Origin of the sequence: Dinoroseobacter sp. S375, from assembly GCF_049800775.1 — a bacterium.
Lineage (GTDB): Bacteria > Pseudomonadota > Alphaproteobacteria > Rhodobacterales > Rhodobacteraceae > Dinoroseobacter.
In genome coordinates, this window is the sequence record NZ_JBNAFR010000001.1 from 370591 (window position 1) to 396776 (window position 26186).

25 protein-coding genes and 1 tRNA gene are annotated in these 26186 nt (G+C 65.6%); 15 read left to right on the top strand and 11 right to left on the bottom strand.

Annotated elements, in window-relative coordinates; all coding sequences use genetic code 11:
- The first annotated feature begins 10 nt into the window (after window positions 1-10).
- Window positions 11-2563 (top strand): calcium-binding protein, encoded by a 2553-nt coding sequence (locus ACP150_RS01690; RefSeq protein WP_424964807.1) that lies wholly within the window; start codon window positions 11-13, stop codon window positions 2561-2563.
- An 18-nt stretch (window positions 2564-2581) separates the two neighbouring features.
- Here the strand turns inward: ACP150_RS01690 and ACP150_RS01695 are convergent, their stop codons facing one another.
- The 4 genes from ACP150_RS01695 to ACP150_RS01710 form a co-directional block, all read right to left on the bottom strand.
- Window positions 2582-3196 (bottom strand): response regulator, encoded by a 615-nt coding sequence (locus tag ACP150_RS01695; protein ID WP_424964808.1) that lies wholly within the window; start codon window positions 3194-3196, stop codon window positions 2582-2584.
- A gap of 10 nt (window positions 3197-3206) precedes the next feature.
- Window positions 3207-5969 (bottom strand): PAS domain S-box protein, encoded by a 2763-nt coding sequence (locus tag ACP150_RS01700; protein WP_424964809.1) that lies wholly within the window; start codon window positions 5967-5969, stop codon window positions 3207-3209.
- A gap of 21 nt (window positions 5970-5990) precedes the next feature.
- Entirely contained in the window at window positions 5991-7136 is a 1146-nt protein-coding gene (locus ACP150_RS01705) for an FIST signal transduction protein (RefSeq protein WP_424964810.1), read from the bottom strand.
- A gap of 92 nt (window positions 7137-7228) precedes the next feature.
- A complete protein-coding gene (locus tag ACP150_RS01710) occupies window positions 7229-7639 on the bottom strand; it encodes a globin domain-containing protein (RefSeq protein ID WP_424964811.1) in 411 nt (136 codons plus the stop codon).
- Window positions 7640-7830: 191 nt separating this feature from the next.
- On the opposite strand from ACP150_RS01710, the gene ACP150_RS01715 reads away from it, so the two are divergent.
- From ACP150_RS01715 to ACP150_RS01740, 6 genes are all read left to right on the top strand, one after another.
- Window positions 7831-8916 carry a hypothetical protein gene (locus tag ACP150_RS01715; RefSeq protein WP_424964812.1) on the top strand — a complete coding sequence of 362 codons (1086 nt, stop codon included), beginning with the start codon at window positions 7831-7833 and terminating at the stop codon, window positions 8914-8916.
- A 318-nt stretch (window positions 8917-9234) separates the two neighbouring features.
- The gene (locus ACP150_RS01720; RefSeq protein WP_424964813.1) at window positions 9235-9732 is read left to right on the top strand and encodes a hypothetical protein; all 498 of its coding nucleotides are present in this window, start codon (window positions 9235-9237) and stop codon (window positions 9730-9732) included.
- A gap of 48 nt (window positions 9733-9780) precedes the next feature.
- Window positions 9781-10812 (top strand): hemin-degrading factor, encoded by a 1032-nt coding sequence (locus ACP150_RS01725; RefSeq protein WP_424964814.1) that lies wholly within the window; start codon window positions 9781-9783, stop codon window positions 10810-10812.
- Entirely contained in the window at window positions 10809-11642 is an 834-nt protein-coding gene (locus ACP150_RS01730) for a heme/hemin ABC transporter substrate-binding protein (RefSeq protein WP_424964815.1), read from the top strand. The genes ACP150_RS01725 and ACP150_RS01730 overlap by 4 nt, the downstream gene beginning before the upstream one ends.
- Window positions 11632-12711 (top strand): FecCD family ABC transporter permease, encoded by a 1080-nt coding sequence (locus tag ACP150_RS01735; RefSeq protein ID WP_424964816.1) that lies wholly within the window; start codon window positions 11632-11634, stop codon window positions 12709-12711. Before ACP150_RS01730 ends, ACP150_RS01735 begins: the two co-directional genes overlap by 11 nt.
- The gene (locus ACP150_RS01740) at window positions 12708-13493 is read left to right on the top strand and encodes a heme ABC transporter ATP-binding protein (protein WP_424964817.1); all 786 of its coding nucleotides are present in this window, start codon (window positions 12708-12710) and stop codon (window positions 13491-13493) included. The genes ACP150_RS01735 and ACP150_RS01740 overlap by 4 nt, the downstream gene beginning before the upstream one ends.
- A gap of 173 nt (window positions 13494-13666) precedes the next feature.
- On the opposite strand, the gene ACP150_RS01745 is transcribed toward ACP150_RS01740, so the two are convergent.
- The 4 genes from ACP150_RS01745 to ACP150_RS01760 all read right to left on the bottom strand — a co-directional run bounded on the left by ACP150_RS01745 (window position 13667) and on the right by ACP150_RS01760 (window position 16806).
- Complete coding sequence (locus tag ACP150_RS01745; protein WP_424964818.1) at window positions 13667-14218, bottom strand: hypothetical protein; 552 nt, start codon at window positions 14216-14218, stop codon at window positions 13667-13669.
- A 101-nt stretch (window positions 14219-14319) separates the two neighbouring features.
- A complete protein-coding gene (locus tag ACP150_RS01750) occupies window positions 14320-14886 on the bottom strand; it encodes a tetratricopeptide repeat protein (protein WP_424964819.1) in 567 nt (188 codons plus the stop codon).
- 101 nt (window positions 14887-14987) lie between these two features.
- Window positions 14988-15815, bottom strand: coding sequence for a winged helix-turn-helix domain-containing protein (locus ACP150_RS01755; RefSeq protein ID WP_424964820.1), 828 nt, complete (start codon window positions 15813-15815; stop codon window positions 14988-14990).
- 295 nt (window positions 15816-16110) lie between these two features.
- Window positions 16111-16806 carry an aspartate/glutamate racemase family protein gene (locus ACP150_RS01760; RefSeq protein ID WP_424964821.1) on the bottom strand — a complete coding sequence of 232 codons (696 nt, stop codon included), beginning with the start codon at window positions 16804-16806 and terminating at the stop codon, window positions 16111-16113.
- An 89-nt stretch (window positions 16807-16895) separates the two neighbouring features.
- On the opposite strand from ACP150_RS01760, the gene ACP150_RS01765 reads away from it, so the two are divergent.
- On the top strand, window positions 16896-17261 hold the full coding sequence (locus ACP150_RS01765) for an ArsR/SmtB family transcription factor (protein ID WP_424964822.1): 366 nt from the start codon (window positions 16896-16898) through the stop codon (window positions 17259-17261).
- Here ACP150_RS01765 and ACP150_RS01770 read toward each other — a convergent pair.
- A complete protein-coding gene (locus ACP150_RS01770) occupies window positions 17258-18172 on the bottom strand; it encodes a LysR family transcriptional regulator (protein WP_424964823.1) in 915 nt (304 codons plus the stop codon). The two genes, ACP150_RS01765 and ACP150_RS01770, sit on opposite strands and share 4 nt — an antisense overlap.
- A gap of 110 nt (window positions 18173-18282) precedes the next feature.
- On the opposite strand from ACP150_RS01770, the gene ACP150_RS01775 reads away from it, so the two are divergent.
- The 7 genes from ACP150_RS01775 to ACP150_RS01805 all read left to right on the top strand — a co-directional run bounded on the left by ACP150_RS01775 (window position 18283) and on the right by ACP150_RS01805 (window position 24720).
- On the top strand, window positions 18283-19212 hold the full coding sequence (locus ACP150_RS01775) for a VOC family protein (RefSeq protein ID WP_424964824.1): 930 nt from the start codon (window positions 18283-18285) through the stop codon (window positions 19210-19212).
- Between the two features lie 12 nt (window positions 19213-19224).
- Entirely contained in the window at window positions 19225-19851 is a 627-nt protein-coding gene (locus tag ACP150_RS01780; RefSeq protein WP_424964825.1) for an alpha/beta hydrolase, read from the top strand.
- The gene (locus ACP150_RS01785; RefSeq protein ID WP_424964826.1) at window positions 19848-20102 is read left to right on the top strand and encodes a DUF1427 family protein; all 255 of its coding nucleotides are present in this window, start codon (window positions 19848-19850) and stop codon (window positions 20100-20102) included. The genes ACP150_RS01780 and ACP150_RS01785 overlap by 4 nt, the downstream gene beginning before the upstream one ends.
- Before the next feature lie 70 nt (window positions 20103-20172).
- Window positions 20173-20862: a hydrolase gene (locus ACP150_RS01790; RefSeq protein WP_424964827.1), complete on the top strand. Its 690-nt coding sequence runs from the start codon at window positions 20173-20175 to the stop codon at window positions 20860-20862.
- Window positions 20863-20927: 65 nt separating this feature from the next.
- Window positions 20928-22787 carry an amidohydrolase gene (locus ACP150_RS01795; RefSeq protein WP_424964828.1) on the top strand — a complete coding sequence of 620 codons (1860 nt, stop codon included), beginning with the start codon at window positions 20928-20930 and terminating at the stop codon, window positions 22785-22787.
- Window positions 22788-22859: 72 nt separating this feature from the next.
- On the top strand, window positions 22860-23156 hold the full coding sequence (locus ACP150_RS01800; RefSeq protein WP_424964829.1) for a GNAT family N-acetyltransferase: 297 nt from the start codon (window positions 22860-22862) through the stop codon (window positions 23154-23156).
- Window positions 23143-24720 (top strand): MFS transporter, encoded by a 1578-nt coding sequence (locus ACP150_RS01805; protein ID WP_424964830.1) that lies wholly within the window; start codon window positions 23143-23145, stop codon window positions 24718-24720. The genes ACP150_RS01800 and ACP150_RS01805 overlap by 14 nt, the downstream gene beginning before the upstream one ends.
- 132 nt (window positions 24721-24852) lie before the next feature.
- Here the strand turns inward: ACP150_RS01805 and ACP150_RS01810 are convergent, their stop codons facing one another.
- Both ACP150_RS01810 and ACP150_RS01815 read right to left on the bottom strand, forming a co-directional pair.
- On the bottom strand, window positions 24853-25689 hold the full coding sequence (locus ACP150_RS01810) for a DUF3883 domain-containing protein (RefSeq protein ID WP_424964831.1): 837 nt from the start codon (window positions 25687-25689) through the stop codon (window positions 24853-24855).
- Window positions 25690-26008: 319 nt separating this feature from the next.
- Window positions 26009-26098, bottom strand: a tRNA-Ser gene (locus tag ACP150_RS01815).
- Between the last annotated feature and the right edge of the window lie 88 nt (window positions 26099-26186).

Sequence of the window (26186 nt, forward strand, 5' to 3'; positions counted from 1 at the left end):
AGGAATAATCATGCCAGATACAACCACATCTGACCGCACCCAAATCCTGGGAACCGGTCAAACCGAGACCCTGCAGGGCACCTCGGGAGCGGACGAAATCCTGGCCCTGGCCGGCGATGACGTGATCGAAAGCGCCGGGGGCGAGGATGTTATCTATGGCGACTTCATCGGGCAGAACCTGCTCGAGGGGGCCGACACCGCCACCAGCTTTGCCCAATATGGCGAGACCGGAGCCTGGACCGTGCGCGACGAAGGCAATGGCCATTCCAGCATGACCCAGTCCGTCGACACGCTCGCCGGGGCCACCTACGAGATCAGCTTCGAGCTGGCCGCAAACTACGGGGCCAACGTGCTCAGCGGTGCAGTCGAGGTTCTGTGGAATGGCGAAGTCATCAGCACGTTCGACACCAACAGCGCGGTGTTTCAGGATCAGATGGTGGCCTTTAAGGGCACGGGCGGCCCGGGCGAGCTGACTTTCCGTTCGGTCGAGTCCACCGCATCAAGCGGCCCCGAGATCCTGACAGATCTGCCGGTTTTCTACTATGAGACCGACAAGGAGATCGGCGGCGAGACCGTCACGGTCAAGAGCATCGCCGAGGGTCAATCCCACATCTATCAGGTGCTCAACGGCAAGCTGCATATCTTTGACCCGCTGACCGAAACCTACACGCCCGCCGGGGCCGAGGCGACCGTGGTGGTCAATGCCATCGGGTTCAACCAGCAGGACAACCTGATCTACGGCCTCGCGGTCAAGCCCGGCGTGGACGCGCTCGGCAACGCGGTCGCCGAAGCGGATCTGATGATGTATGACGCCTCGGGCGCGGCCTACCGGATCGGCGAGACCCCCTATCGCAGCTGGACCGCCGATATCGATGATGACGGCAATCTCTGGGCGTTTCACTCCAGCATGGACCGCGTCACACGGATCGATCTCGACCAGCTCGACGCGGAGGGCAACCCGGTCACCGAGACCTACAAGTTCCCCAAGGACATGATCACCGACAAGGTCTGGGATGTGGGCTTTGATGCGGCCACGAACACCTTCTACGGCATCGTCAAACCCGAGGTGGCCGGCGACGCGGCAAAGCTGTTCCAGATCGACATCTCGCAGGTCGAAAGCGGCGGTGAGCCGATCTTCTCGACCACGCCGATCAGCGGCACGGTGATCGACGGCGTTCTGCTGGACGGGGTGCCCGCGATCACCTTCGGGGCCTTCGTGGTCGATGGCGATGGCAACCTCTATGCGGGCGGCAATAGCGGCGACCATGACATGGACAGCAGCACGAACTCTTCGGGCGGGATCTATCAGGTTCTCACCGATGCCCAGACCGGGGTCGTCACGCTGGAGCTTGTCTCGGACGCGCCCAAGGCCAGTTCCAATGACGGCGCGGTGGATCCGCGCACCATGGATCCCTTCGCCGACAAGGACCAATACGCCCAGGTCCTGATCCGCTCGCCCGAAGTGGTCGAGACCCCGGATGACGCGACCACTTACGACGATCAGATCCATTCCGGCGCTGACGCAGACACGGTCTATGGCGGCTATGGCGAGGACACGATCATCGGCGCGGGTCGCGGCGACACCCTGAGCGGTGGGGCCGAGAACGACGCGATCTATGGCGGTGCGGGCCCGAACAGCACCTCGACAACGGTCTCGACCTATGACGCGGACGGGGTGCGCTACGACGCCGACGGCAACATCCTGCCCGAGGATGACGACACGCTCTATGGCGGCGAAGGGGATGACTACCTCAGCGGCTCGGCGGGTCACGACAAGCTCCATGGCGGGGTTGGCAATGACACGCTGGACGGCGGCACCGGGTTCGACGAGCTCTATGGCGATGCCGGCGACGACATCCTCAACGGCGGCAGCGATCAGGACACGCTCTGGGGCGGTGATGGCGCCGACACCATGAATGGCGGCTCGGGTCACGATACGCTCCATGGTGAGCTCGGACAGGACGTCATGATCGGCGGCAGCGGGGATGACACCCTCTCGGGCGGCGCGGACGCGGACGACGTCAAGGGCGGTTCGGGGGCCGATATCCTCCATGGCGATGCCGGGGACGACAAGCTCGATGGCGGGACCGGCGATGACGAGGTCTTCGGCGGGGACGGCGCGGACTATATCAAGGGCGGCTCCGGCAATGACCTGATGGTCGGCGGCGAAGGCAAGGACAAGCTCTCGGGCTATGTCGGGGATGACATCCTCGATGGCGGCGCAGGGGCGGACCGGCTCTATCTCGGGGCCGGGGCGGATATCGCCTCGGGCGGGTCGGGCAGCGACCGGTTCATCTTCCGCGCGGATGACCTCGATGGCAGCCAGGATCAGATCACCGATTTCCGCAATGCGGGCGGCGAATCCGATCGGCTGGACCTGCGGTCCCTGGACCTTTTGTCCGATGCCATGACCGAGGATCTCTGGATCGCGAGCTTCGTGGCCCAGGAGCAGGATAACAGCGTCTCGGTGGATCTGGGCGGCTGCACGATCAGCTTCGATGCTCGCGACGGAGGGCCCGCCGACGCGCTCTATCTCGAGATTTGCGACGGCATCCTGTTCTGACACCCTATGGGGCGGGCTTCAAAAGAGGCCCGCCTCCTTCGCGATCATCGCCGCCTGGGTTCGGTTCTTGGCGTCGATCTTGCGGCAGAGCGTTTTGACATGGAGCTTGATCGTCACCTCCTGCAGATCCAGCTCCCGCGCGATTTCCTTGTTGGACAGGCCGCGACACAAACCGCCCAGCACCTGATGCTCCCGCTCCGAGAGCTGCTTGGCCAGGGGGATCTCGGCGGTTTCCTCCTCGGCATTGAGGAAATCGAGGGGGACATAGGTTTCCCCCATCGCCATGAATTTCACCGCGTTCACCATGGATTTCGCCGCCATGGTCTTGGGCAGAAAACCGATCGCCCCCGCATCGATGGCATCCTGTGCGATCACCTTGGAGGCCGTCCCGGACATCATCGCCACGGGCCGCCCGAAGGACGCATCAATGGCCTTTTTCAACCCGTTGAGCCCATCCATCCCCGGCATGGTGTAGTCCAGCAGCACGAGGTCATAGGCGATATCATTGCTGATCTTCTCGCAGGCAGCGTCCAGAGATCCGCAGGTTTCCACCTCGAACCCGCCCTCGGCCTTCAGGAAGGAGGCGAGCGTTTCCAGAACGAGATCATGGTCGTCGGCGAGCAATACACGCATGGCAGAAGCCTCAGTTGGGGTCTCCATGATATTCCGAAAGAACAGAAGATAAATGGTTAAGGTCCGTCGGTTTGGCCAGAACCATGTCGACCGTACCGTTTGTGACACGCGGATCGGACAGGCGACGGGCCAATGCGGTTACAAGGATCACCGGGATATCCGGGTTCGCGCGCTTGACGCGCTCGGCCAGATCGCCGCCATTCATCTCGGGCATGTCGTAATCGGTGACCACGGCCGACCACGCCTCGGGCGCGTCCTCGACCGCCTCCACCGCGTCGCGCGGATCGATGCAGACGGCAACCTCGGCGCCCTGCGCCTCGAGATAGGCGGCCGCGACCGTCGCCACATCCTCGTCATCATCCACGAGGATGATGGTCTGCCCGCCCAGATGGTGCCCGGCGGCCGCTGGGCCCGCCTGCCCCGCCTCCTCCGGCGAGGCGATGGGCCAGTAAACCGAGACGGTTGTCCCCGTCCCCTTGACGGAGCGGATGCCGACCGCGCCGCCAATCGCCTGCACTTGCAGCGACACCATGGCAAGGCCCAGCCCCGTACCGTGGCGGCCCTTGGTCGAGAAATACGGCTCGAACACCGCTTCGAGCTGGCCGGGATCGATCCCGCTACCCGTATCGGACACGTCGATCCGCACATAGCGTCGCGCGGGCAAAAGCTCCCCCACATGGGTGCCGTCGATGCGACGCCCGGACAGGGAGGACACCTCGAGCGCGATCTGCCCATCGCCCGACCCGATGGCATCGCGGGCATTCAGCACAAGGTTCACAATCGCCTGTGTCAAAGAGCCCGGATCACCCGAGAGCGCATAGCTCCCCTCCCCCGCTGCCATGGAGAGCGATACGCCCTGGGGCAGGCTCGGCTCCACCAGCGCGGGGATATCCGCGATGGCCGAGCGCAAATCGAACGTGCCCTGCGCGTCGTTATTGGCGCCGATATCGAGCAGGCGATTGACCAGTTTTGCCGCCTGGGTCCCCGCGGTCGAGATCCGGTTCACATGGGCCTTGAGGCTGTCGGTCAGCTGCTCTTCGAGCCCGATCAGCGTGGCCGAGCCATTGATCGCCGAAAGCAGGTTGTTGAAATCATGGGCGATCCCCGCCGTGAGCTGAGCCGTGGCCTCCTGCCGCTGCAACTGCCGCAATCCCTGTTTCAGATCCGCCTCGCGGGTCTCGTATTCCAGCCGGTCCGTGATGTCGCGGAACACGATCACCGTCCCGCCACTGTCGAGCACCGTGCCGGTCACCTCATGGGTGCGGGTCTTGCCCTTCTCCTGACGCTCCAGCGTCATGTCGAAGGGCTCCTGATTGGCGGACTGGGTCTGGCTGTCATAGCGGGTGTACCAGGTCTTGCCCAAGGCCGCCGTCGGCGAGGCGAAGCCCAACAGCTCGGAGGCCGCACGGTTCAGGAAGGTCAGTCGCCCGGCCACATCGGTCACAGCGATGCCGTCCTGAGCGGCCTCGATCGCCGCCAATCGTTGGGACAGCAGCCGCTGCGCGGATTTCATCGGGGTCACATCCGTCGCCGAGAGCACCATGCCGCCATCGGCAAAGCTCGAGGCGCGGATCAGCACCGTATGGCCATCGGGCAGATCGATCTCGCGCCCGTTGGGCAATTGTGACAGCGCCTCCAGATCCGGCTCGGCCAGCAGGGTCGTGACCCGCCCCGGCAGATCGTCCGAGGCCATCAGATAGGCCGCCCAGTTTTCCCCGAAGGTCGAGCCAACGGACCAGTCCACATTGGGCGCAAAGAAGATGTCCCGCGTGGCGTCATTGGAAAACGCCACCACATGGCCGGGTTCGAGCACGAGGAAGGCATCCTCGGTCGCAGTCAGCGCACGGGCCATCTGCGCCCGGGTCTTGTCGCGCTCAGCCGCCGCCTCGACCCGCCCACTCACATCGTTCTGGGTCGCCACGAGGTTGACGATCCTGCCCGCCTCATCTTCCACCGGAAAAAGGGTCAGCTCGTTCCAGAACAGACTGCCATCCTTGCGTTGATTGCGCAGCAGGAACTGACCCGGCGCATTGTCCCGCACCGCCGCGCGGAGCCGACTGCGCTCCGCCCCGTCGACGGGTTCGGCCGAGAGAAAGCGACAGTTCTCGCCCAGAACCTCCTCCGCCGTGTAGCCGGAAATCTCTTCAAAGGCGCTGTTCACATAGATCAGCGGGCGTTCGGGTCGCGTCGCATCCGCAATGGCAAAGCCCGAGGAGGAGCCCTGGATCGCCGCCGCCAGAAGCTTGTTTTCCGTGGCGATCTTGCTGCCCTGGAGCGCGCGCAGGGCGAGCCCGGCGAGCCGTTCCACAAGGCTGAGCGAGCCCCGGGCAAAGGCCGGCGGGGATGCTTTGAACACCGCAAGCGCATAGCGCCGCCCATCCGAATGGAGCGGCGCGCATTCAAAGCCCGTATAGCCCGAGATGTCGAGATCCCCGCCCCAGGCCCCGGTTACGGACAGATCGATGATGTCCCGCGCGCGGGCCCCCAGATCAAAGGGCGGCACAAGCCGCTTGCCGATCATGCGGGCCTCGTCGCTGGCCGAGATCAGGAAGCTGCCATCGCTGTCGATCTCGCCCAGAACGGCAAGGTCGGCCCCGATCTTGTTGCGCAGAGAGACAAAGATGCTGCCCAGCGCGTCACCGGGCGTGCGCGCACTGGAATAGGCCTCAAGGCATTCGAGAAGCTTGCGCGTCTCGTTGAGAGATTTCGCCTCGCGTTCGCGCAGGAGCTGCAATTCGAGCAGCGCCTCGCGCAGCCGCTCATCTTCGGCCATGATCGGGTCCCTTAAGCTGGGCTATCCGAACACTATGCAGGAAATCATTAAGTTTCCATGGCGGTTTCCGGCCCCGATGATCTGGCCCTGCTCCCCAAAGGTGAAGGTCCCGAGGAAGGGCGCCGGACCGAGCGAGCCTGCTACACCGGCCACGACCTCTTCAAGACGATCACGCACCGAGAGCATGCAGCCCCCGCAATAGACCATGAGGGCCCCGGCAATCGGCGATGTCTCCATGCCGCCCGCGGCGCGCGCAAGGGCCGCCACCCGGCCGGCCCGGTCGATCAGCCCGGCCTGGGTGCCGGTCATGCAGGTCAGAACCTCGCCCTCTTCCACCGTTGCAAAAAGCTCCAGCGCGCCGGCGGTGTTGGCCGCCGCCGGATGAGCCAGCAGGTAGGAGGGCAAACCATCGAGTTCGGCCACCCTGCGCCCGAGTGGGGCGAGAGTGCTGTCCGACAGGATCGACTGCATCCCCGGATCGCCCGGGTCCAGCGAAACGGCGCCCTCACACCATTCGCGATAGACCTCGAAGGCCGGGCGATGATCGATCTCGATCACGCGGCGCCCCTCGATCCGGGTGACGGTCCCGGATTTCTCGGTGGGCGAGTAGCCGTTGTGATAGGCAAAGGAGACCGGGCGCGAAGGGAACATGACCGTCACGACTACGCCCGCGGCCTCGCGCCGGGACTTGTCGAAGACGAACCACTGGCCGCTGACATCGTTGTCCGCTGCACTGCCGCCGATGATCGGGACATCCGTGCCGATCACGGATTCGATCCCGGCGAGAATCGCCTCCTCCGTGCCCGGCGTGCTGGAGACCCAGACTAGCTCGGGCTTCTCGCCGAGCCGGTCCGCAGCCGCCAGCGCCTGCATCGTCGCCGCCCGGGCCGCGCTGTAGCTGTCGGGATCGAAGGGCAGCATGGCCGTGCCATAGGCGCCGTCCGGATCGTCGATCGCGAAGACCGCGACCCCGTCTGTCACGCCCGCATGGCTCATGGCCCCCAGACAGGAGGTCGCCCCATGCACTTGGCCCTGCAATTCGACCAGTCCAAGGGCGTGGGGATCCAGGCTGCATGTGCCATGGACCGCGACGAAACTGGCCGAGCGCAGCTCTTGCACTGCCTCGGCACCGGCTTGCGCCGTGATGGAAAGAACTCTGATCTTCATATCCGCCAACCTGTCTACACCCGCGCACCCTACGGCGCGGTGCTGTCGGGCGGATCATCAACTCGGTATAGCGGCCTATACCAACGTATAGTTTAAGCCGGGTAAGCGGCCTGAACCATCGCCTCGGACAACCCGCCATAGATCTCGGCCCAGGCGGCTTCGTCCTCGGGACTGAACTCGGTGCCCAACACATGTTTGAGCGACTTGATCAGCGCCGCCCCGACCGAGGCGTATTGGTCTGCCGTTACGCCATAAGCCACATGGCGGATCGCAAGATCCCGCGCCGCGGGCAGCAACGCGTCGGGATCCTCCAGATGATCCACCACAAATCCAAGGGTTTGCACGAGCTTGCGCCCCTGAAGCTCCAGATTGCCGACAAAGAGCGGCTTGGTCGTCGGATCGCCGCGAAACAAGTTCGCGTAGAAGATACGCGCCACATCCTCGGACAGAGGGGCGACCTGGGCCCAGGTCTTTTGAACGCGGTGGGTGGGGGATGTGGTCACGGTGCTCTGGCTCCTTGGGTGGCTCAGCATCGGGGTTGGGCGAGTTAAACAGTGCCGCACGGGCATGTCCATGGCCGGATCGGGCGATGGCCGGGCGGGGTTATGCGAATGCGCGCGCCCCTATCCCGATGGCTAGGCGCATTCGGGACACGTGCGGCGATAGATTGGGCTCAAACAATGAGGTTCCGATGATGAAAAAGCTGTTTACGACCCCGTTTCTGACCCTGACCCTGTGCGCGGCGCTGTCTGGCGCGGGGGCCCTGGCCGACACCGATGCCGAGACACGCAAGCTCCACAAGGCGCGCTATTCCGAGGCGATGGCCCTGCGCGAGACCGCTCCGGATGCCGCGGCAACCGCCATACGCGCCTTGGCCGAGGCCGGTTATCCGCGGGCCATGGATCGGCTCGCCTATTTCCACACGAAAGGGCATGGCGTGCCACTGGATCTCGGCGCGGCGCAGGCGCTTTATGCGCAAGCAATCGCCGCAGGCTATGACCGGTCCCTCGTCTCACTGGGCAAGCTGGCCCTGAAAACCGGGGACCTCGCTCTGGCGGAGGACAGCCTGGAACAGGCGATCGCCCAGGGATTGGACAGCGCGGCACCGGTGCTGAGCTGGGCCCATGCAACAGAACGGCTCGGGGCGCGGTCGGATCCCGCGCGGGGCTTGGCCACGCTGCGCGCATTGGCGGCGCAGGACAGCCGGGATGCGCAGATCTTTCTGCTTGCGGGTTTGTTGAAGCAGCCGCAAGAGCCCGGCGCGACGGAGGCTGTGCTCGCGCGGCTCGAGACGCGCGCTGCCGAGGGGGACGCGAAAGCGGCCGAGGGGCTCTTGCGCTATTACCGGTTGCGCGGTCTCGGGGCCGAGACCGCGCGGACCCGCGCCGCCCTGCTGGAGACGCCCGGGATGCGCGCGAAGATCCGGATCGAGGAAGGGCTCTACCTGGCGGTCGAGCGCGAACCGGCGCGCTTCTGGCTGGCCTCCGAAGCTCTCTTGCAGGAGGCGCCGAACCCGGTCTTTGCCCGGGCGCTGACCGTGACCTCTAAACTGAACAAGAACGCCTATATCCGCGTGCTGCAGGCGGAACTGACGGCGCTCGGTTACCGGACCGGGCGGCCCAGCCCCTATCTCAACGCGCCACTGATCCGGGCGGTGAACCAGTTCTGCCGCGATACCGGGATCAGCGAGAGCTGTCGCCTTGGTCCGCTGAAATCGGTCACCATCAAGGCCGTGGCCGCCGAGCTTGCCACCCGCCGCGCCCCGCCCGTGACCGGATGAGCGCGGCCTCCGGCCCCCTGCCGCCGCCCGTTTGGGGCCGGCGGCAGGGCATATCCCGGCCGAGACACGCCGCCCCATGCGGGCGCTGCCCAAGGCGCTTGCCTTAACCCACTAAATCTGTCAGGATTAGAACAACCCAGCCAAGCACCTGCCTGAGCCCGGTCCGAACACGTACCGAGACCCGATGCGCCCCGCGCGCATCGCACCGGCGGAGGCCCTGCTTGCTGTATCTACTGACCCTTTCCGAAACACCGCGCCCCAGATGGGGGTTTGACGCTTTCTGGACACCGGAAACCTGCGATTTCTGGAGTGTGTCCCATGGTGGCTAAACCCAAACCCGCCGGCGACGCCTGCTGCAGCCGCGCGCTTGAAACACAGGCCACCCGCCTCGATGACACGGATTTCGGCCCGCGCGAGCTGATCATCCTGCAAACCGCACGCTACTTCTTTGACAGTTTCGCCTATCCTCAGGGGCAAAGCTGGATCCTCGGCTTTGATTGCCCCAGCGTGCATTACGGCGAGGCCGAGGGCGCGCGGGTCGCCGCGCTTGTGCTGGACAGCGTGCAAACCATGCGACTGTCGCGGCAGTCCTGCTTTCGGTTCAACAATCCCCATTGCGTGACCTGCTCGCAGATCCTGTCAGAGCATGAGCGGCTTTTCATGCGCAGCTTTGTCGCCCTGCGGGACGACCGCCGTCCGGTGGCGTTCTCCTACGCGATGCTGCTGTGCGAAATGAACCCGGTCGACTCCTTTCTGGCCGCACAGCTGCGGCTGGTAAATGCCACCGCGGATCGCACGCTCGCGCCGACGCCATGATCCACCATGCCCAACGCCCAAAGCCACCACTGACCCTTGGGGGACCCCATGCTTGATGCCCATGAAATCCGCGAAGCCCGCACCCAGCGTCCCGGGCGGGCCCGGGATATTGCCGATGCGCTGGGGATCTCGGAGGCGGCGCTCGTCGCGGCAGAGGTCGGGCATGGCGCCACCGCGCTCCATGCCCATCCCAACGCGCTGATCCCGTCCCTTGGCGCGCTGGGCCCAATGATGGCGCTGACCCGGAACGATGCCTGCGTTATCGAGAAAGACGGCGCATACACCGACTATCACGGCGGCGAGCATGCAACGATGACCCTGAACGCGGGGATCGATCTGCGCATGTTCCCACGTCACTGGCGCCACGCCTTTGCCCTCTCCGAGGAGGTGCGCAGCGGTCTGCGTCACAGCCTGCAGGTCTTTGATGCCGCCGGGGACGCCGTCCACAAGGCCTATCTGCCCCAGGACGCGGATCTGACCGGATGGGAGGCGTTCAAGACCGCCTGCGCCCTGCCCGAGCAGACCGACAGCGTCACACTGGCCGAACGCGAGCCACCCGAGGCCGCGAAGATCAATCTCGAAAAGCGGGACATCCTGCTCAAGGAATGGGCCCGGCTGACGGACACGCACCAGTTCCTGCGGCTCTGCGCCAAGCTCAAGATGAACCGGCTCGGGGCCTACCGCATCGCCGAAGCGCCCTTTGTCCGCGCCCTCGCCCCCGAGGCGGTCGACACCCTGCTGCAGGGCGTTCAAAGCGCGGGGTTCGACATCATGCTCTTTGTGGGCAATCGCGGGTGTATCGAGATCCATACGGGCCCGATCCGCCGGCTGGAGCCCATGGGTCCGTGGCAGAATGTGCTCGATCCCGGGTTCAACCTGCATCTGCGGCGGGACCGCATCGCCGAGGTCTGGCAGGTCGAGAAACCCACGCAACGCGGCGCAGCGATCTCGGTCGAGGCCTTTGACGCCCAGGGCATGCTCATCCTTCAGATCTTCGGCGTGCCCAAGGACGGCAATGACACCCGCGCCGCCTTCGCTGAACTGGCCCATGGCCTGCCCGGACAGGAGCCCGTGTCATGATGTTTCGCCTGACCCTTCTGGTGTTCCTGCTGGCCGGTCCGGTGCTGGCCTCGGACCGGGTGCTGACGATTGGCGGTGCCCTGACCGAGATCGTCTACGCCCTCGAAGAGGAGGCCCGGCTCGTGGGGCGGGACACGACCTCGACCTTCCCGCCCGAGGCAGAGACCCTGCCCGATGTGGGCTATATGCGCGCCCTGTCCCCGGAGGGTGTCCTGAGCCTCGCCCCCGATCTCATCATTGCCGATGAAGGGGCGGGCCCGGCGGAGGCGCTTGATGTTCTTTCTTCCGCGCGTGTTCCGATTGTCATGGTGCGCGATGAGCCGAGCGCGGACGGCCTCATCGCAAAGATTTCTCAGGTCGCCGAGGCGCTCGGTGTGCCGGATCGCGGCGCGGCGCTGGCGGCACGGGTCGGCGCGGATCTCGCGGCTGCGCGCACCCAGGTCGCCCAGCTTTCCGGGGAGGCCCCGAAACGCGTGCTTTTCGTGCTGTCGACCCAGGGCGGGCGGATACTCGCCTCGGGGACGGACACGGCGGCGGCGGCGATGATCGAGCTGGCTGGCGGCGTGAACGCGAATACCGGGTTCGAAGGCTACAAGCCGCTGACCGACGAGGCCGTGGCCGCCATGGCCCCCGACCTGATCCTGATGATGGATCGCGGCGGAGATCACGGCATTGCCACCGATGCGCTGCTGGCCCTGCCCGCCTTCGCGGCCACCCCGGCGGCGCAGAACCGCGCGGTGGTCCGGATGGACGGGCTGTTCCTTCTGGGTTTCGGGCCCCGGACGGCGCAGGCGGTGCGGGACCTCTCCGGCGCGCTCTATGGCAGCTGACCTGACCCAGAGCCCGGCGGTGCAGGCCCCCCGTGGCAGCCGCCATACACGGGCCATGCGGTTGCATCTCTGGCTCTGGGCATTCCTGATCCTCGTGTCGCTCTTTTCGCTGGGGATCGGTGCTGCAGGCACACAGGTGAGACTGGCGCTGCTCGACTGGATCCGCACGGGCACGCTGGATGCGGGCGCACAGGTGATCCTGTTCGACATCCGCCTGCCCCGCCTCGCATTGGGGTTGCTGGTGGGGGCGGCTCTCGCGGTTTCGGGGGCGGTGATGCAGGGGCTCTTTCGCAACCCGCTGGCCGACCCGGGCCTAGTGGGGGTCAGCGCCGGGGCTGGTCTCGGCGCGATCCTCGCGATCGTGCTGGGTGCGGCGCTGCCCGTGGCCTTGTTGGATGTGGCCGGGGACTACCTTGTCCCGATCGCCGCCTTCGCCGGGGGCTGGGGCAGCACGATCCTGCTTTACAAGGTGTCGACCCGGCGCGGGCGGACCTCGGTCGCAACCATGCTGCTGGCCGGGATCGCGCTGGCGGCCCTGACCGGGGCGCTGTCGGGCATTCTGGTCTATATCGCCGATGACCGTCAGCTGCGGGACCTGACCTTCTGGGGGCTGGGCTCGCTGGCGGGGGCGACATGGACCAAGGTGCTGGTGGCCGGGCCGCTTATTGCGCTGGCCTTCCTGTCGGCACCGCTTCTGGCACGGGGGTTGAACGGGCTGGCCCTTGGAGAGGCCGCGGCCGCCCATATGGGGGTCGCGCTGGAGCGGTTGAAGACCGGTGCGATCCTGATCGTGGCCAGCGCCACCGGGGCGGCAGTGGCGGTCTCGGGCGGGATCGGCTTCGTCGGGATCGTGGTGCCGCATCTGCTGCGGATCGCGGTCGGACCGGATCACCGGACGCTTCTGCCCAATGCCGCGGTTCTGGGGGCGAGTCTGCTGGTGCTGGCCGATTGCATCAGCCGCACGATCATCGCGCCTGCGGAGCTGCCGATCGGGATCGTCACCGCCGTACTGGGCGCGCCGGTCTTCCTGTGGATCCTGCTGCGGGCGCGCGGAGTGGTGGATCTATGAGCCTCGACGCACGCCAGATCACCGTGCGTCGAGGCCGGCGCGACGTCCTCTCGCGGGTGGATTTCTCTGCGCGCGCGGGTGCGCTTACCGCCATTGTCGGGCCCAACGGATCGGGCAAGACCACGCTCCTGCGCGCATTGGTCGGAGAGATCCCGGCGCAGGGTCAGGTGTATCTGAACGGCGCGGACATCACCGCCGCCAAGCCCTGGACACTGGCCACCCGACGCGGGGTGCTGCCGCAAGCCGCCGCACTGGCCTTCCCCTTCTCGGTGATCGAGGTGGTCACCATGGGGCTCGAGGCCGGACGTCACGCGGCGCGGCGAACCCTGCCGGCCCAGGCGCTACAGCGGGTCGGGCTGCGCGGCTATGAGGATCGCTATTATCAGGAGCTCTCGGGCGGCGAGCAGCAAAGGGTGCAACTGGCCCGGGTCCTCTGTCAGGTCTGGGAGCCGGTCTGCGACGGCGTGCCGAGCTGGCTGTTTCTCGATGAGCCGGTCTCAAGCCTCGATATCGGGCACCAGCTCAGCATCATGCAGATCGCGGCGGATTACGCCGCGCGGGGCGGCGGGGTGATCGCCGTGATGCATGACCTGAACCTGACGGCCATGTTCGCCGATACGGTGGCCCTGCTGAAAGACGGCGCAGTGCAGGCCCATGGCGCGCCGCAGGCCGTGCTGACCGATCACAATCTTAGCCTTGCTTATGACTGCCCGCTGCGGGTCAACACGGCGCCGCCGACGGATACGCCTTTCCTTCTGCCGCACGCCGCCGGGCACGCCTGAGCCGCTGGGCCCCTGGGCCCCGGAGACCGCCCGACGGTGCCCCCAAGGCCAGACGCCCCGCGCGCACGGCGGTGCGCGGGGCTCTGAAACCGCGACCCGAGGCTGTTCAGGGCCTGCGCTCCCCCGGCGGCCAAGGCTGACACACCCAAATGTCAGCCCCAGCCTGCGGGGATCTAGCCGGGAATGATCGGTTGCACCGGCTCGTCCTGGGCTTGCATCAGGGCTTCGAACTCGGGAAGACCAAGGGTGCCGAGGGTTTCCCCATTGGGCCCCAGGATCTCGTAGATCACCCCATCGGTGCCCTTGTTGCTGAACCACGCGATGCATTCCTCCGCACCGCCCCCTTCCGTATGCGGGGCGCCGCCACCGGGCTTCTGGACAAAGCTCGCGGTGGGACGGATCTCTGTCAGGGTGCCTTCGGCGTCATAGAGGCGCAGCTCGCCCTGGATGATGAAGGTGCTGTAATCCGCGTGGTGCTTGTGCAGCACGACCTTCTCATTGGCTGCGAATTTCAGCAGCAGGTCCACGACCTTCTGGTCCCGGTCCACGTTCAGCACGTGATACCAGAGGTGGTCGATCCCCTCGAGGGTGTTCCATGTGACGTTGCGATCGTCAAAAGCCGCGGCCACTTTGGTGGCGGCCTCGCTGGCATTCGCCCCGAGAACCACGGCGGATACCGCGGTTCCGATGGCTGCCAGACCGTCCCGGCGTGTCAGTGATGTCATCTTGTCCTCCCTTTGGATCGTGATGTTGGTGCGTGTTCAGGTCGGGCCTCGCAGCCCCGGCACGGGCCGCATCCCGCAGGGCGCGCCGCGGGGCCGCGCGCTCAGAAGAGCGGTGCGTATTTCCAGTTATCCGCGTCCGGAGTGACCTCATCGAGATCGTAATCCACCCCCTGCAACCGCTTGGCGACCTGCAGCCCGTCCCGGGCAGCCTCATCGATGAAAGCCCGGCCCAGCGCCTCGTCCTGGGTGGTGCCATGGCCGCGCATCAGGTTGAGCCCGTGGTTGAACTTGCCAATCGGATCGCCCGCTTCGGCGGCCTTGCGGTCCCACTCGGCAGAGGCGTCGGGATTGTAGGGTCCGCCGAGCCCGTTATTTTCCAGATGGCTCATCCAGGTCATCGCCTTGGTGATCCCCGCATCGGCGCATTTCCGGATCAGCTTGCGCGACAGAACCGGATCGTCCTTTTTCGTCACATTAATCCCCAGCGAGCAGGTGACGCTGTCGACGACCCCCATCTCCAACTTGCGCACGATCATGTCCTTGCCGGTGTCATCCGGGTTCAGGATGCCGTGGTCATCCTCGGCGGTGACCGGGACCTCCGCCGCCGCCCCTGAGGCAAGCGAGGCGAGGCAAAGCGCGAGAACAAGGGGTGTTGCGGTCGGTGTCATGGGGCCCTCCATCTGGTCTGGCAGGGCTCAGCGGAGCGTATCGGGGTCCCGGATGTGTGAGATTTCCGCAAGCGAGTTGCAAAAAATCTGCAAAAACCGGATCAGGTGACGAGCCGGTAGCCGACCCCATGGACCGTCTCGATCAGCACGGGGCGCGACTTGTCCGGGTCGAGCTTGCGTCGCAGATTGACGATATGCTGGTCCAGCGCCCGGGAGTTCGGCATGTAATCCCGCCCCCACCCGGCATCATAAAGCTCGTCCTTGGTCACCACCGCGCCACCGCGTTCCTCGAGAAGGGTCAGCAGTTTCAGATCGCGCGGGGTCAGCGACACCTCGAGCATATCGCGGATGGCCATGTGCCGGTCCCGGATCAGGCTGAACCCCGCGGGCGGAGATACCTCCCGGCGTCGCAACCAGAGACTGGCACAGGCCAGCAGGAGACCCGCCGCCCCCAGCAAGAGCGCCGCGCCGCGCGCGGACCCCGCCGAGGCCAGAGACCCGGGGCGCAGTTCCAACGCCTCTTCCAAGGCCACGCGTTCGTAGATCACGCAGGCCGCAGGCATGGCCCGGCAATAGACAAGCTCATTGCCCGAGACGTCGAAGGGCGCCCAGGCCGCCGTATCGACCTCGGCCATGAAGGCGTTCAGCCATCGTTCCGCATCATCCGAGAATTCATAGGGCAAGGGGGCCATGCCGTCCGGCGGCGGATAGCGGCGCGCACCCTCCGCATCCCAGAGCATCGTGCGGACGAGCGGGATATCCTCCATCAGACGCCAGCTGACTTTATCGGGGCTGACCAGAAGGGCCGACAGTCGCTCGGCATCCTCGGCAGCGCGTTGCTCGGCCTTGGCCCAAGGGTCCGGAAGACCGAGCGCGACAGAGGCGCCGATGACGCAAACCATGCTCAGAATTGCCAGCAAGCGGATCATGGCCGGAGTTATAACGGAAAACCGACTCCTGTCGAACGTGGACATTCGTGCCGTCCCCACGCTGCATTTCGCTGGTCAGAGGGGGATTGTGGACGCTGGCGCGATGACCCGGTCGTGGGGGCGTGGCATGCTGCGCCGTTGCGAGATCCATGCGCGGATGCGGGGCCGAAGTCCTGTGTCCGGCGCGCCGATGCCGCCGCCGCGCCGCAGGGTCCAGCAGGCCGAAAGGCCATGACAATCGCGTCACGCATAGACCGGGCCGAGGCCCCCCAGCACATCGCGCGACAGGCTTGTGTCAGGTCTCAGCTTCTCCGCCGGCACCACGGTCGATGGCTTCCTGCAGCAAGGATTGAATATGGACCTCCACGGCATCGATCACCGGGAAAGGCAGGCTGTGCCCGTCAAAGGCCAACCCCAGATCGGTGCCCGCGAGCAGGATCGCCTCTGCGCCCTGCACCTCGACCATGCGCGTGGCCGTCTCCAGAAACATCTGCCTCTGGTCATCGCTGCAGGTCCCGGACCGGGCCAGCGCCATATAGGCCTCGCCGATCTTGTCCAAGCCGGTGTCGGGAACCACCGTCTGCACCCGATTCAACCGGTGAAACAGATGTGAAGACATCACGGGCGGGCTCCCCAGCAGCCCCAGAACCCGAATGCACTGTGCCGCACAAAACCGGTCGATCACTTCCACCCCGTCGAGCATGGCGATCCCGGCGAGGGCCTGGGTCTCGTCAAAGCAGAAATGACCGGTCAGCGCCGTGATCAGAGCGATGTCACAGCCTGCCCCTTCGAGCGCTGCGAGATGGCGGGCAAAGACCCTGGCCTGCCCGGCGCGATCATCGGCTTTGGCATGTGCCGCGAGATCCTCGATACTGGCATGGGATATGGTCAATGAAAGCGGCAGCTGTGCAGCGCCGAACGCCGCCACGAGGCGCTGGTAATACAGGACCGTCGCAGCCGGGCCTATTCCACCGATCAGTCCAATATGCATCCGCCATGTCCTCGCCCGGGCCCGTCGCGGGGACCGTGCATTCTATATTTACATGTGTCAATATAGCGGTCCCCGACGGATAGGACCGGATGTCCACTGACCTTCAAATCCTCAAGGCGCTCTCGAACGAGAAGCGGCTGTTGATCATGGAATGGATCTCGTCCCCGCGCGCTCATTTTCCCGAGCAGCGGGACGGAGACCTCGTCGAGGACGGCGTGTGCGTCGGCTTCATCACCCAGAAGATCGGGTTGTCGCAGCCGACGGTCACCTCCCACATGAAAATCCTCGAAGCCGCGGGGCTCGTCACCGGAAAATCCATCAAGAACTGGGTGTTCTACAAACCGAACAAGGCGCTGGCCCGCGCCACGCTGGCACAGCTCGCCGGAAAATTCGCAGACGCAGATGCCCCCACGCCATCGCAGAACCCACGCGCGGGGGACGCCCGGCCAGACTAGCTGTCGAACGCGAACCCCGTTTCATCCGCCAGATAGGCCTCAAAGAACTCCGTGAAGGTCGCCACGAGCGGCGGGAGCGCTTCATAGGGCGGGTAGTAGAGCGAGAGCCACAAGGAGGGCAGATCCCAGTCCGGGAGGATGACATCGACCTCCCCGCGCGCGACACCCTCGGCCACGTGAAATTCCGGCAGGACGGCGATCCCGAGGCCTTTGCGCGCCACCCGGTACAACAGATCGCCGTTGTTCGAATGCAGCGACTGCCCGGCGGTCACCAGCCGTTTGGCGCCCGCTTTCTCGAAGCGCCAGACCTCTCGGTCCGCTGTGTCGCCGTAGGACAGGCAGATCTTCGGATCCAGATCCTCCGGCGTCTGCGGTCGGGGATAGCGGTCAAACAGGGAGGGTGCCGCCACGGCGCGCATCGGGATCTCGCACAGCTTGCGCCAGATCGTGGACTTGTCCGTCGGGGGCTCGGACACCCGGATCGACAGATCGCAGACCTCCGCCACGATATCCACCAGCCGGTCCGTGAGCCGGACATTCAGATCGATGTTCGGATAGGCCAGTTTGAAGCTGTCGATCAGCCCGGGCATGAGCCGCAGACCAAAGGCCATCGGCGCATTGATCGAGAGCCGGCCGCGATGGGGCTGCATCTCGCGATCAAGGTCGCGTTTCACCTGATCGAAGGCCTCGAGAATGGGTTTGTAGCGCGCCGCGACCAGCGCCCCGGTGGAGGTCAGCGACACCTGCCGGGTCGTGCGCAGAAGAAGCTGTTGGCCGAACTCCTCCTCCAGCCTGGCGACGATCCGGGTGGCCGAGGCCGCCGTCATCCCAAGGGATTTCGCGGCGGCGGCAAATCCCTGGAGGCGCGCCACCTCGAGAAACACCCGAATGGGTTTGAGGTCCTGATGCATCGTTATTAGTGATCCAAATCAGCATAGTTTCTGAATTTTCATTGATATAGTTTTTCTCAATCCAGCGTCTACCTCTGTCTCAACTGATGTCACAAGCTTTGAGGCGGACCATGGAAAAACTGATCAAGGGGCTGCATCACGTCACGTCGATGGCTGCGGATGCCCAGCAGAACAACGCGTTCTTCACGCAGACGCTCGGACTGCGACGGGTCAAGAAAACCGTGAATTTCGACGCGCCGGAGGTCTACCACCTGTATTACGGCGACGAGGTGGGCACGCCAGGCTCGGTCATGACCTATTTTCCCTTCGGCGCCATGCCCCGTGGCCGACGGGGGGCGGGCGAGGTCGGCGTCACTGAATTCGCCGTTCCGAACGGGGCGCTGTCGTTCTGGAAACCGCATCTGGCGGCGCAGGGCGTCACCGGCCTGTCGGACAGCACATTTCTGGGCGAAGCCCGCCTGACCTTTGACGGGCCTGACGGGGACAGTTTCGCCCTCGTCGAGGCGGATCCCGATGGCCGGACCCCGTGGACGGGCGGGGCCCTGTCGGCAGAGACCGGCGTGCTGGGTTTTCACGGTGCGCGGTTCCGCCTGCGGGACACGGCTGCGACCGGCGAGCTTCTGTCCTTCATGGGATACCAGAGAGAGGCCATTGAGGGTTCCGTGACCCGCTACCGGATCGACGGGGGCAACGCCGCGAGAACGATTGATCTCGAAGAGTTGCCCGACGCCCGGCACGCGACCCAGGGCGCCGGATCGGTCCATCACATCGCCTTCGCCGTCGAGGATCGCGCCGCGCAGCTCGAAATGCGCAAGGCCCTGATGGACACCGGCTATCAGGTCACGCCCGTGATCGACCGGGATTACTTCTGGGCGATCTATTTCCGGACGCCGGGTGGGATCCTGTTCGAGATCGCCACCAACGAGCCCGGCTTTGATCGCGACGAGGACACCGCCCATCTCGGTCAAGCGTTGAAGCTGCCGGACCGCTACCAGCCCTACCGCGCGCAGATCGAGCGGACCCTGCCCGAGATCGCCTGAGGAGACATGCCCATGACCGACACCTCTTATACCGCATTGACCAAACCGCCTGCGCAGGGCGCGCCCCTCGTGCTCGCCCTGCACGGCACCGGCGGGGACGAGCACCAGTTCTTCGCCCTCGCGCAGGACCTCGTGCCCGAGGGCGGCGTGATCTCGCCACGCGGTGATGTCTCCGAACGGGGGGCCGCCCGGTTCTTTCGGCGCAGCGGCGAAGGGGTCTATGACATGGCGGACCTGCGGCGCGCCACGGCGAAGATGATCGCCTATGTGGAAGACTGGAGATCCCGGTTCCCGAAGAGCCCGGTCTTCGCCTTCGGCTATTCGAACGGGGCCAATATCCTGGCCTCGGTGATGATGGCGCGGCCCGACCTGTTCGACCGGATCGGGCTTCTGCATCCGCTGATCCCATGGAAGCCGGGCCCGTCCGAGGGGCTGGACGGGCGCAGGATCCTCATCACCGCGGGGCGGAATGACCCCATTTGCCCCTGGCCCCTGAGCGAGGAACTGATCCGCTGGGCTGAGGCCCAGGGCGCCCATGTGGCAACCTCGATCCACGAGGGCGGGCATGAGCTGCGGCGCGAAGAGGTTCTGGCCCTCGCCGCCCTGTTCTCGGGCCACGCCCGGGAGGCCGCGGCATGAGCTGGACCCCGTACCTGTTGTCCCTCGCTGTCGGCGTGGCGGTGGGCGGGCTCTATGGCCTGCTCGCGGTGCGCTCGCCCGCCCCGCCCATCATCGCGCTGCTCGGGCTTCTTGGGATGCTGGCGGGCGAGGCCGGCGTGCAATGGCTGAAAGGCCATTCGCAACCCGTCGCCGAGGCCCTGCACCTGAAGTCCTTCGCGGTCGGCGAGACCCGAGATACCCGCCCGAACCGCGAGCAACAGGACACCTGAGCCCGAGCCCACGCGCCTCGCAGATCAGCCGGGCGTGCATGCCCTTCCCCGACAGAGAAAGGAAAACCCTATGTCGATCCTCGAAGTGCTGACACCGCAGAACAGTCAGCTGATCTTTATCGACCACCAGCCGCAGATGGCATTCGGCGTGCAATCCATCGACCGCCAGACCCTCAAGAACAACACGGTTGCGCTCGCGAAGGCCGGCAGGATCTTTGACATTCCGACCGTGATCACGACCGTCGAAACCGAAAGCTTTTCCGGTCATACCTATCCCGAACTTCTGGAGGTGCAGCCCGACGCGCCGCTGCTGGAACGCAGCTCGATGAATTCCTGGGATGACCAGAAGGTGCGCGATGCGCTGGCCGCGGGCGCGCGGGATGGGCGCAAGAAGATCGTCGTGTCCGGTCTGTGGACCGAAGTGTGCAACCTCACCTTCGCCCTGAGCTGCATGAACGACACCGATTACGAGATCTACATGGTCGCGGACGCATCCGGCGGCACCTCGGTCGATGCCCATAACTACGCCATGGACCGGATGGTGCAGGCAGGGGTGATCCCCGTCACATGGCAGCAGGTTCTGCTGGAGTGGCAGCGGGATTGGGCCCGCAAGGACAGCTATGATGCCGTGATCGGTCTGGTTCAGGAGCATTCCGGCGCCTACGGGATGGGCGTCGATTACGCCTACACCATGGTTCACAAGGCGCCCCGGCGCGGCACGCATATGGGGGAAACCCTCGCGCCCGTTCCCGCGACCTAGCGCCCTGTGCGCGGCGGGGTGCAGGGCCCCGCCGCTCCGATCCTGACCCGGACTGGAGGCCAGCCTTGACCGATCTCATCTTGCATAACGGGCGTCTGACGACGCTCGATCCCGAAACGCCCGACGCCACCGCGATCGCGATCCGGGATGGCCGGATCGCCGCCGTCGGGCGGGATGCCGACATCATGAAACTGGCTGCGGACGGGACAACGGTGATCGATCTTGGCGGCAAAAGGGTCATTCCCGGCCTGAACGACAGCCACACCCACCTGATCCGCGGCGGGCTGAGCTATAACATGGAGCTGCGCTGGGAAAACGTGCCCTCGGTCGCGGATGCGCTGGCCATGCTGCGCAAGCAAGCGGACAACACGCCCGCGCCGCAATGGGTTCGCGTGGTCGGTGGCTGGTCCGAGTTTCAGTTCGCCGAGCGGCGGATGCCGACCCTGGACGAGATCAACGCAGCCGCCCCGGAGACACCGGTCTTCATCCTGCATCTTTACGCGCGTGCCTTGCTGAACCGGGCCGCACTCAGGGCGCTGGGGATCGACAAGGACACCCCCAACCCGCCCGGCGGCGAGATCGCGCGGGACGCAAACGGCCATCCCACGGGGATGCTGATCGCGCGGCCCTCGGCCCTGATCCTCTATTCGACACTGGCGCAGGGGCCGAAACTCCCGCTGGAGGACCAGATCAACTCCACCCGCCATTTCATGCGCGAGCTGAACCGGCTCGGGGTCACGTCGGTGATCGATGCCGGGGGCGGCGGACAGAACTATCCAGAGGATTACGACGTGGTGCAAAAGCTCCATGACGAGGGGCAGCTCACCCTGCGCATTGCCTATAACCTCTTTGCACAAACCCCCGGGCAGGAGCTGACGGATTACGAAAAATGGGTCGCCATGACCGAGCCCGGCGCAGGCGATGACTGGCTGCGGATGAATGGCGCCGGGGAAAACCTTGCCTGGTCGGCAGCGGATTTCGAGAACTTTCTGGAGCCGCGCCCGGATCCGGCACCGGTCATGGAGGCGGAGCTTGAAAAGATCGTCGAGCTTCTGGCGACGCGTGAATGGCCCTTTCGGATCCATGCCACCTATGATGAGACCATCGACCGGTTCCTGACCGTGTTCGAGCGCGTGAACCAGAACCAGCCCTTCAAGACCCGCTTCATCATCGACCATGCCGAAACGATCTCGCCGCGCAATATCGCGCGCATCAAGGCGCTGGGCGGCGGGATCGCCACGCAGCACCGCATGGCCTTTCAGGGGGAGTATTTCGTGGATCGCTACGGTGCGCAGGCGGCGCGCGCCACGCCGCCGATGCGCGAGATGCTCGACGCCGGTTTGCCGGTCGGCGGGGGCACCGATGCCACCCGGGTGGCCAGTTATGATCCCTGGGTGGCCATGCACTGGCTCACCACGGGCAAGACCGTCGGGGGGCTGACCCTTTACGGCGACGAGAACATGCTGACCCGGGAAGAGGCGCTGGCCATCTGGACCACCGGCTCCGCGTGGTTTTCCGGCGAGCAGGAGGTCAAGGGCAGCTTGCGGGCCGGGATGTATGCCGATCTTGCGGTTCTGTCTGCAGATCTGATGCAGGTCCCGGACGACCGGATCCGGTCGATCACCTCCGTGATGACGGTTGTCGGAGGGCGGATCGTCTTTGCGGAGGGCGAGTTTGCAGATCACAACCCGCCGCTTCCACCCGCAAGCCCCGACTGGTCCGCCAACGCCCTCTTCGCGAGCCCGGCGGAGCGCGATGTCCCCCTGGCACCGGCCAAGCTGAACATGCGCGCCTGCCATGACGGCTGCGCCTCGGGCTGCGGATTGCACGGGCACCAGCATGGCATCGCGTGGGCCTCCCCGATCCCCGTGCGGGACAAGGGCGCCTTCTGGGGGGCGCTGGGATGCTCCTGCTTTGCGGTCTGAGCCAACGCGGTCAGCCCTGAGCAATCCCGGCACCTGCGCCCCATCCTCCCCGCTTCGAAGAAAGACACATCCATGAGTGACCTGCACATCACCCGCAGCGATACAGACAGCAAGGCGCGGTACCTTGCGACCATCGACGGTCTGGAGGGCGCGGGCGAACTCACCCTGTCGAAAGCCTCCGCGACCCTGATCGTGGTCGATCACACGGCGGTTCCCGACACGATGCGCGGGCGGGGCGTTGCCAATGCCCTGGCCCGGGCGGTGATCGCGGATGCGCGCGCCGCCGGTCAGAAAATCGTCCCGCTATGCCCCTTCTTCAAGGCCTATGTCGCGCGCCACAGGGAGGACACTGCCGATGTCATCGCCTGAGACGCCTGGCGCCTTCACCCCGTTCAGGCACCGGGCCTTCGCGCTGCTCTGGACCGCGACGCTGATCTCGAACATCGGCACCTGGATGCATGATGTGGGCGCGGGCTGGCTGATGACGACGCTCAATTCCAGCCCCTCGGTCGTCACGCTGGTGCAGGCGGCAACAACGCTGCCTGTTTTCCTCTTTGCGCTCTTCGCCGGCACGCTGGCGGACCGGCTCGACAAAAGACGGATGCTGATCCTCATCAATGTGGCAATGACGGTGGTGATCAGCCTTCTGACGTTGCTGGTCTGGCAAGAGGCGATGACGCCGCTTCTGCTGATCCTCTTCACCCTTGCGATTGGCACCGGGGCGGCCTTCATGGCCCCGGCCTGGCAGGCGGTCGTGCCGCAGCTTGTGCCGCGCGACACGCTCAAACCCGCGATCGCGCTGAACTCCATGGGGATCAATATCAGCCGCGCGATCGGACCCGCCCTGGCCGGGGTGCTGATCGCGGCGATTGGCCTTGCCGCGCCCTTTGCCCTGAACGCGCTGAGCCATCTGGTGATCATTCTGGCGCTCATCCTGTGGCGACCTGATGCGCCGACCCCGCGCAGGAAAGGCGGCTCGATCCCCGCCGAGATGGCCACGGGCCTGCGCCACGTGCGCCACAACCCGGCGATGCTGGCGACCCTGATCCGGGCCCTGACCTTCTTCCTCTTCGCGTCGGCCTATTGGTCCCTCCTCCCGCTCATCGCCCGGCAGGCCGAGGGCGGCGGGTCCGCCCTTTATGGCAGCCTGATGGCCCTGATCGGGGCGGGCGCGGTCACCGGCGCGCTGGTGCTTCCCCGGCTGCAGGGCCGGTTCACCTCTGACCGGACCGTGATGGGCGGAACCATTGGCACGGCGCTCGCGCTGATGACACTGGCCGCGGCGACAACGCCTGAGGCGCTGATGCTGGCCGCGTTTCTGGGCGGGCTGAGCTGGATCGCGGTTCTGACCTCGTTCAATGTCTCTGCCCAGATGGCCCTGCCCGATTGGGTCCGTGCGCGGGGTCTCGCGGTCTTTCTGATGGCATTTTTCGGCGCAATGGCCCTCGGCTCGGTCCTCTGGGGGCAGGTGGCAAGCCTCACCTCCGTTCCCGTTGCGCTTGGGATTGCAGCCCTCGGACTGATCCTTGGTCTGCTGGTGACGCGGCGTTTCGAGGTTGGACAGGGCGAGGCGCTGGATCTGTCCGCCGCCGCGCTTTGGCCCGAGGCCCCTGCCCTTGCAGATCCCGAAGCCCGGGACCGCCCCGCCCTGGTGACCGTTGAATACAGGATCGCCGCGCAGGACCGGGACGCGTTCACCACCGCGATCCGGGCGTTCTCGAAGGAGCGATACCGCGATGGCGCAACGCGCTGGCACCTGCACCAAAGCGTCGAAGAGCCCGAACTCTGGATCGAGAGCTTTCACCTGCCGAGTTGGGCGGAGCATCTGGCGCAGCATGAGCGTGTGACCCAAACCGATGCCGACCTGCAGGCGCGCGTCACACGGTTCGATCAACGGGAAGGGGGGCCCGTGGTCAGGCACTTCGTCGCCTGACCCGCCGCAAGGGTCCGACCACAATTGGCCAACGCCCCCCTGCGGCTCGGCCAGAGAGACGCGCCGCGCGCCAAAAGGCACAGGCGGACCGGCCCAAGTGACCGGATCACGGGGCTCCGCGCAGGCCAGACCTCAGTGGACACGCGCCTGAAAGGACATCGCCGTGAGGGACACATGGGCCTCCAGAGGCGGACGGAGCTCGAAAGCCTTCGGGGCACGCGCGAAGTTCCATACTCTGAACAGGCACCACTCCCGACAACGTTTTTCGGCGACCGCCAACTCGTTGCGCGACAGGTGAAACGGGGTCCGCTCCCACCCATTGGTGGTTTTCACCTCGATCAGGCGAGATCGACCATCCGGCGCAAAGCTTGCGATGTCATAGCCCGCGCCATCGCCATCTTCTTTGGACACCCAACGCACCTTGCGGGCGAGATCCTCGCGCCCTGCGGATCGCAGAGTGCTCTGCTCATGGGCCAGAACGCGCGCCTCGCCCGCCTCCCCAAGTGCGCGGTTCCTGTCGTCGCGCGCGGCCACGTCGAACTTGCGCGCAATCTGCAGCATCTGCTCCAGCTCCTGCGGCGGCGGGTGGTTCGACACCGTGGGCGCGGGCCCGACCCAGAGAGGCGCAGCCTCCTGCAACCCTCCTGCCACCGCCCCGTTCCGCGTGGGATTGAGCCAGACCGGGTGCGCCGCCAGCCACCGCGCGACGGCGTCGACCAGCGTCATCTGGAAATTGAACGCGGGCTTGTATCCGGGAATCCAGTCCTCGCCGAGCCCTTTCAACACCGCACTGATGTTCTGGTGCTTAAACTCGACCGATCCCTCCGAGCGATCATTGAGCCTCGGCAAAAGCGCACGACGATGCGCGGCCTTGTTATACGGGTGTCCCGCGATATCCTCGGCCAGCATCGCGAAGTAATCCGCAACGATCAGGTCATTCTCGCCATCTGTCCAGGGGCCGTTTGTCATGGGGCCAGGCTAGGCAGAGACCGCAGAACTGTCACCAGAGGTTTTGCGCGCTGGAGCATCTCGTGGCGCGCCCCCCGCTGGGTGAAGCCCCGTCGCAACCGAGCAGAACCTGGGTTTATGAAACGGCAAGCCCAACTGGGTAGGGTTTGGAAAGCCGGCGCCTGCGCTTTCAACTGACCGCTTAGGCAACTCTCTGCGCGTGTGGCAGGTGGATCAGGCCGCCGATCCTCGCCGAGAAGCGCGTCAGAACGCGCAAGCGACGCCCCCTCTGACAAACAGGACCAAGCCCGGCCACAGAACCTTGGGATGCGAGGGAAAATGGCGGAGAGACAGGGATTCGAACCCTGGGAACGCTCTCACGCTCAACGGTTTTCAAGACCGCCGCATTCGACCACTCTGCCACCTCTCCGGCGCAGGCTGTTGGTACTGCGCCACCCGGCCCGCGTAAAGCCGCAAAAACAGCCCCGTTCGGGCCCCGCCCGGGCGCTGATCAAAAC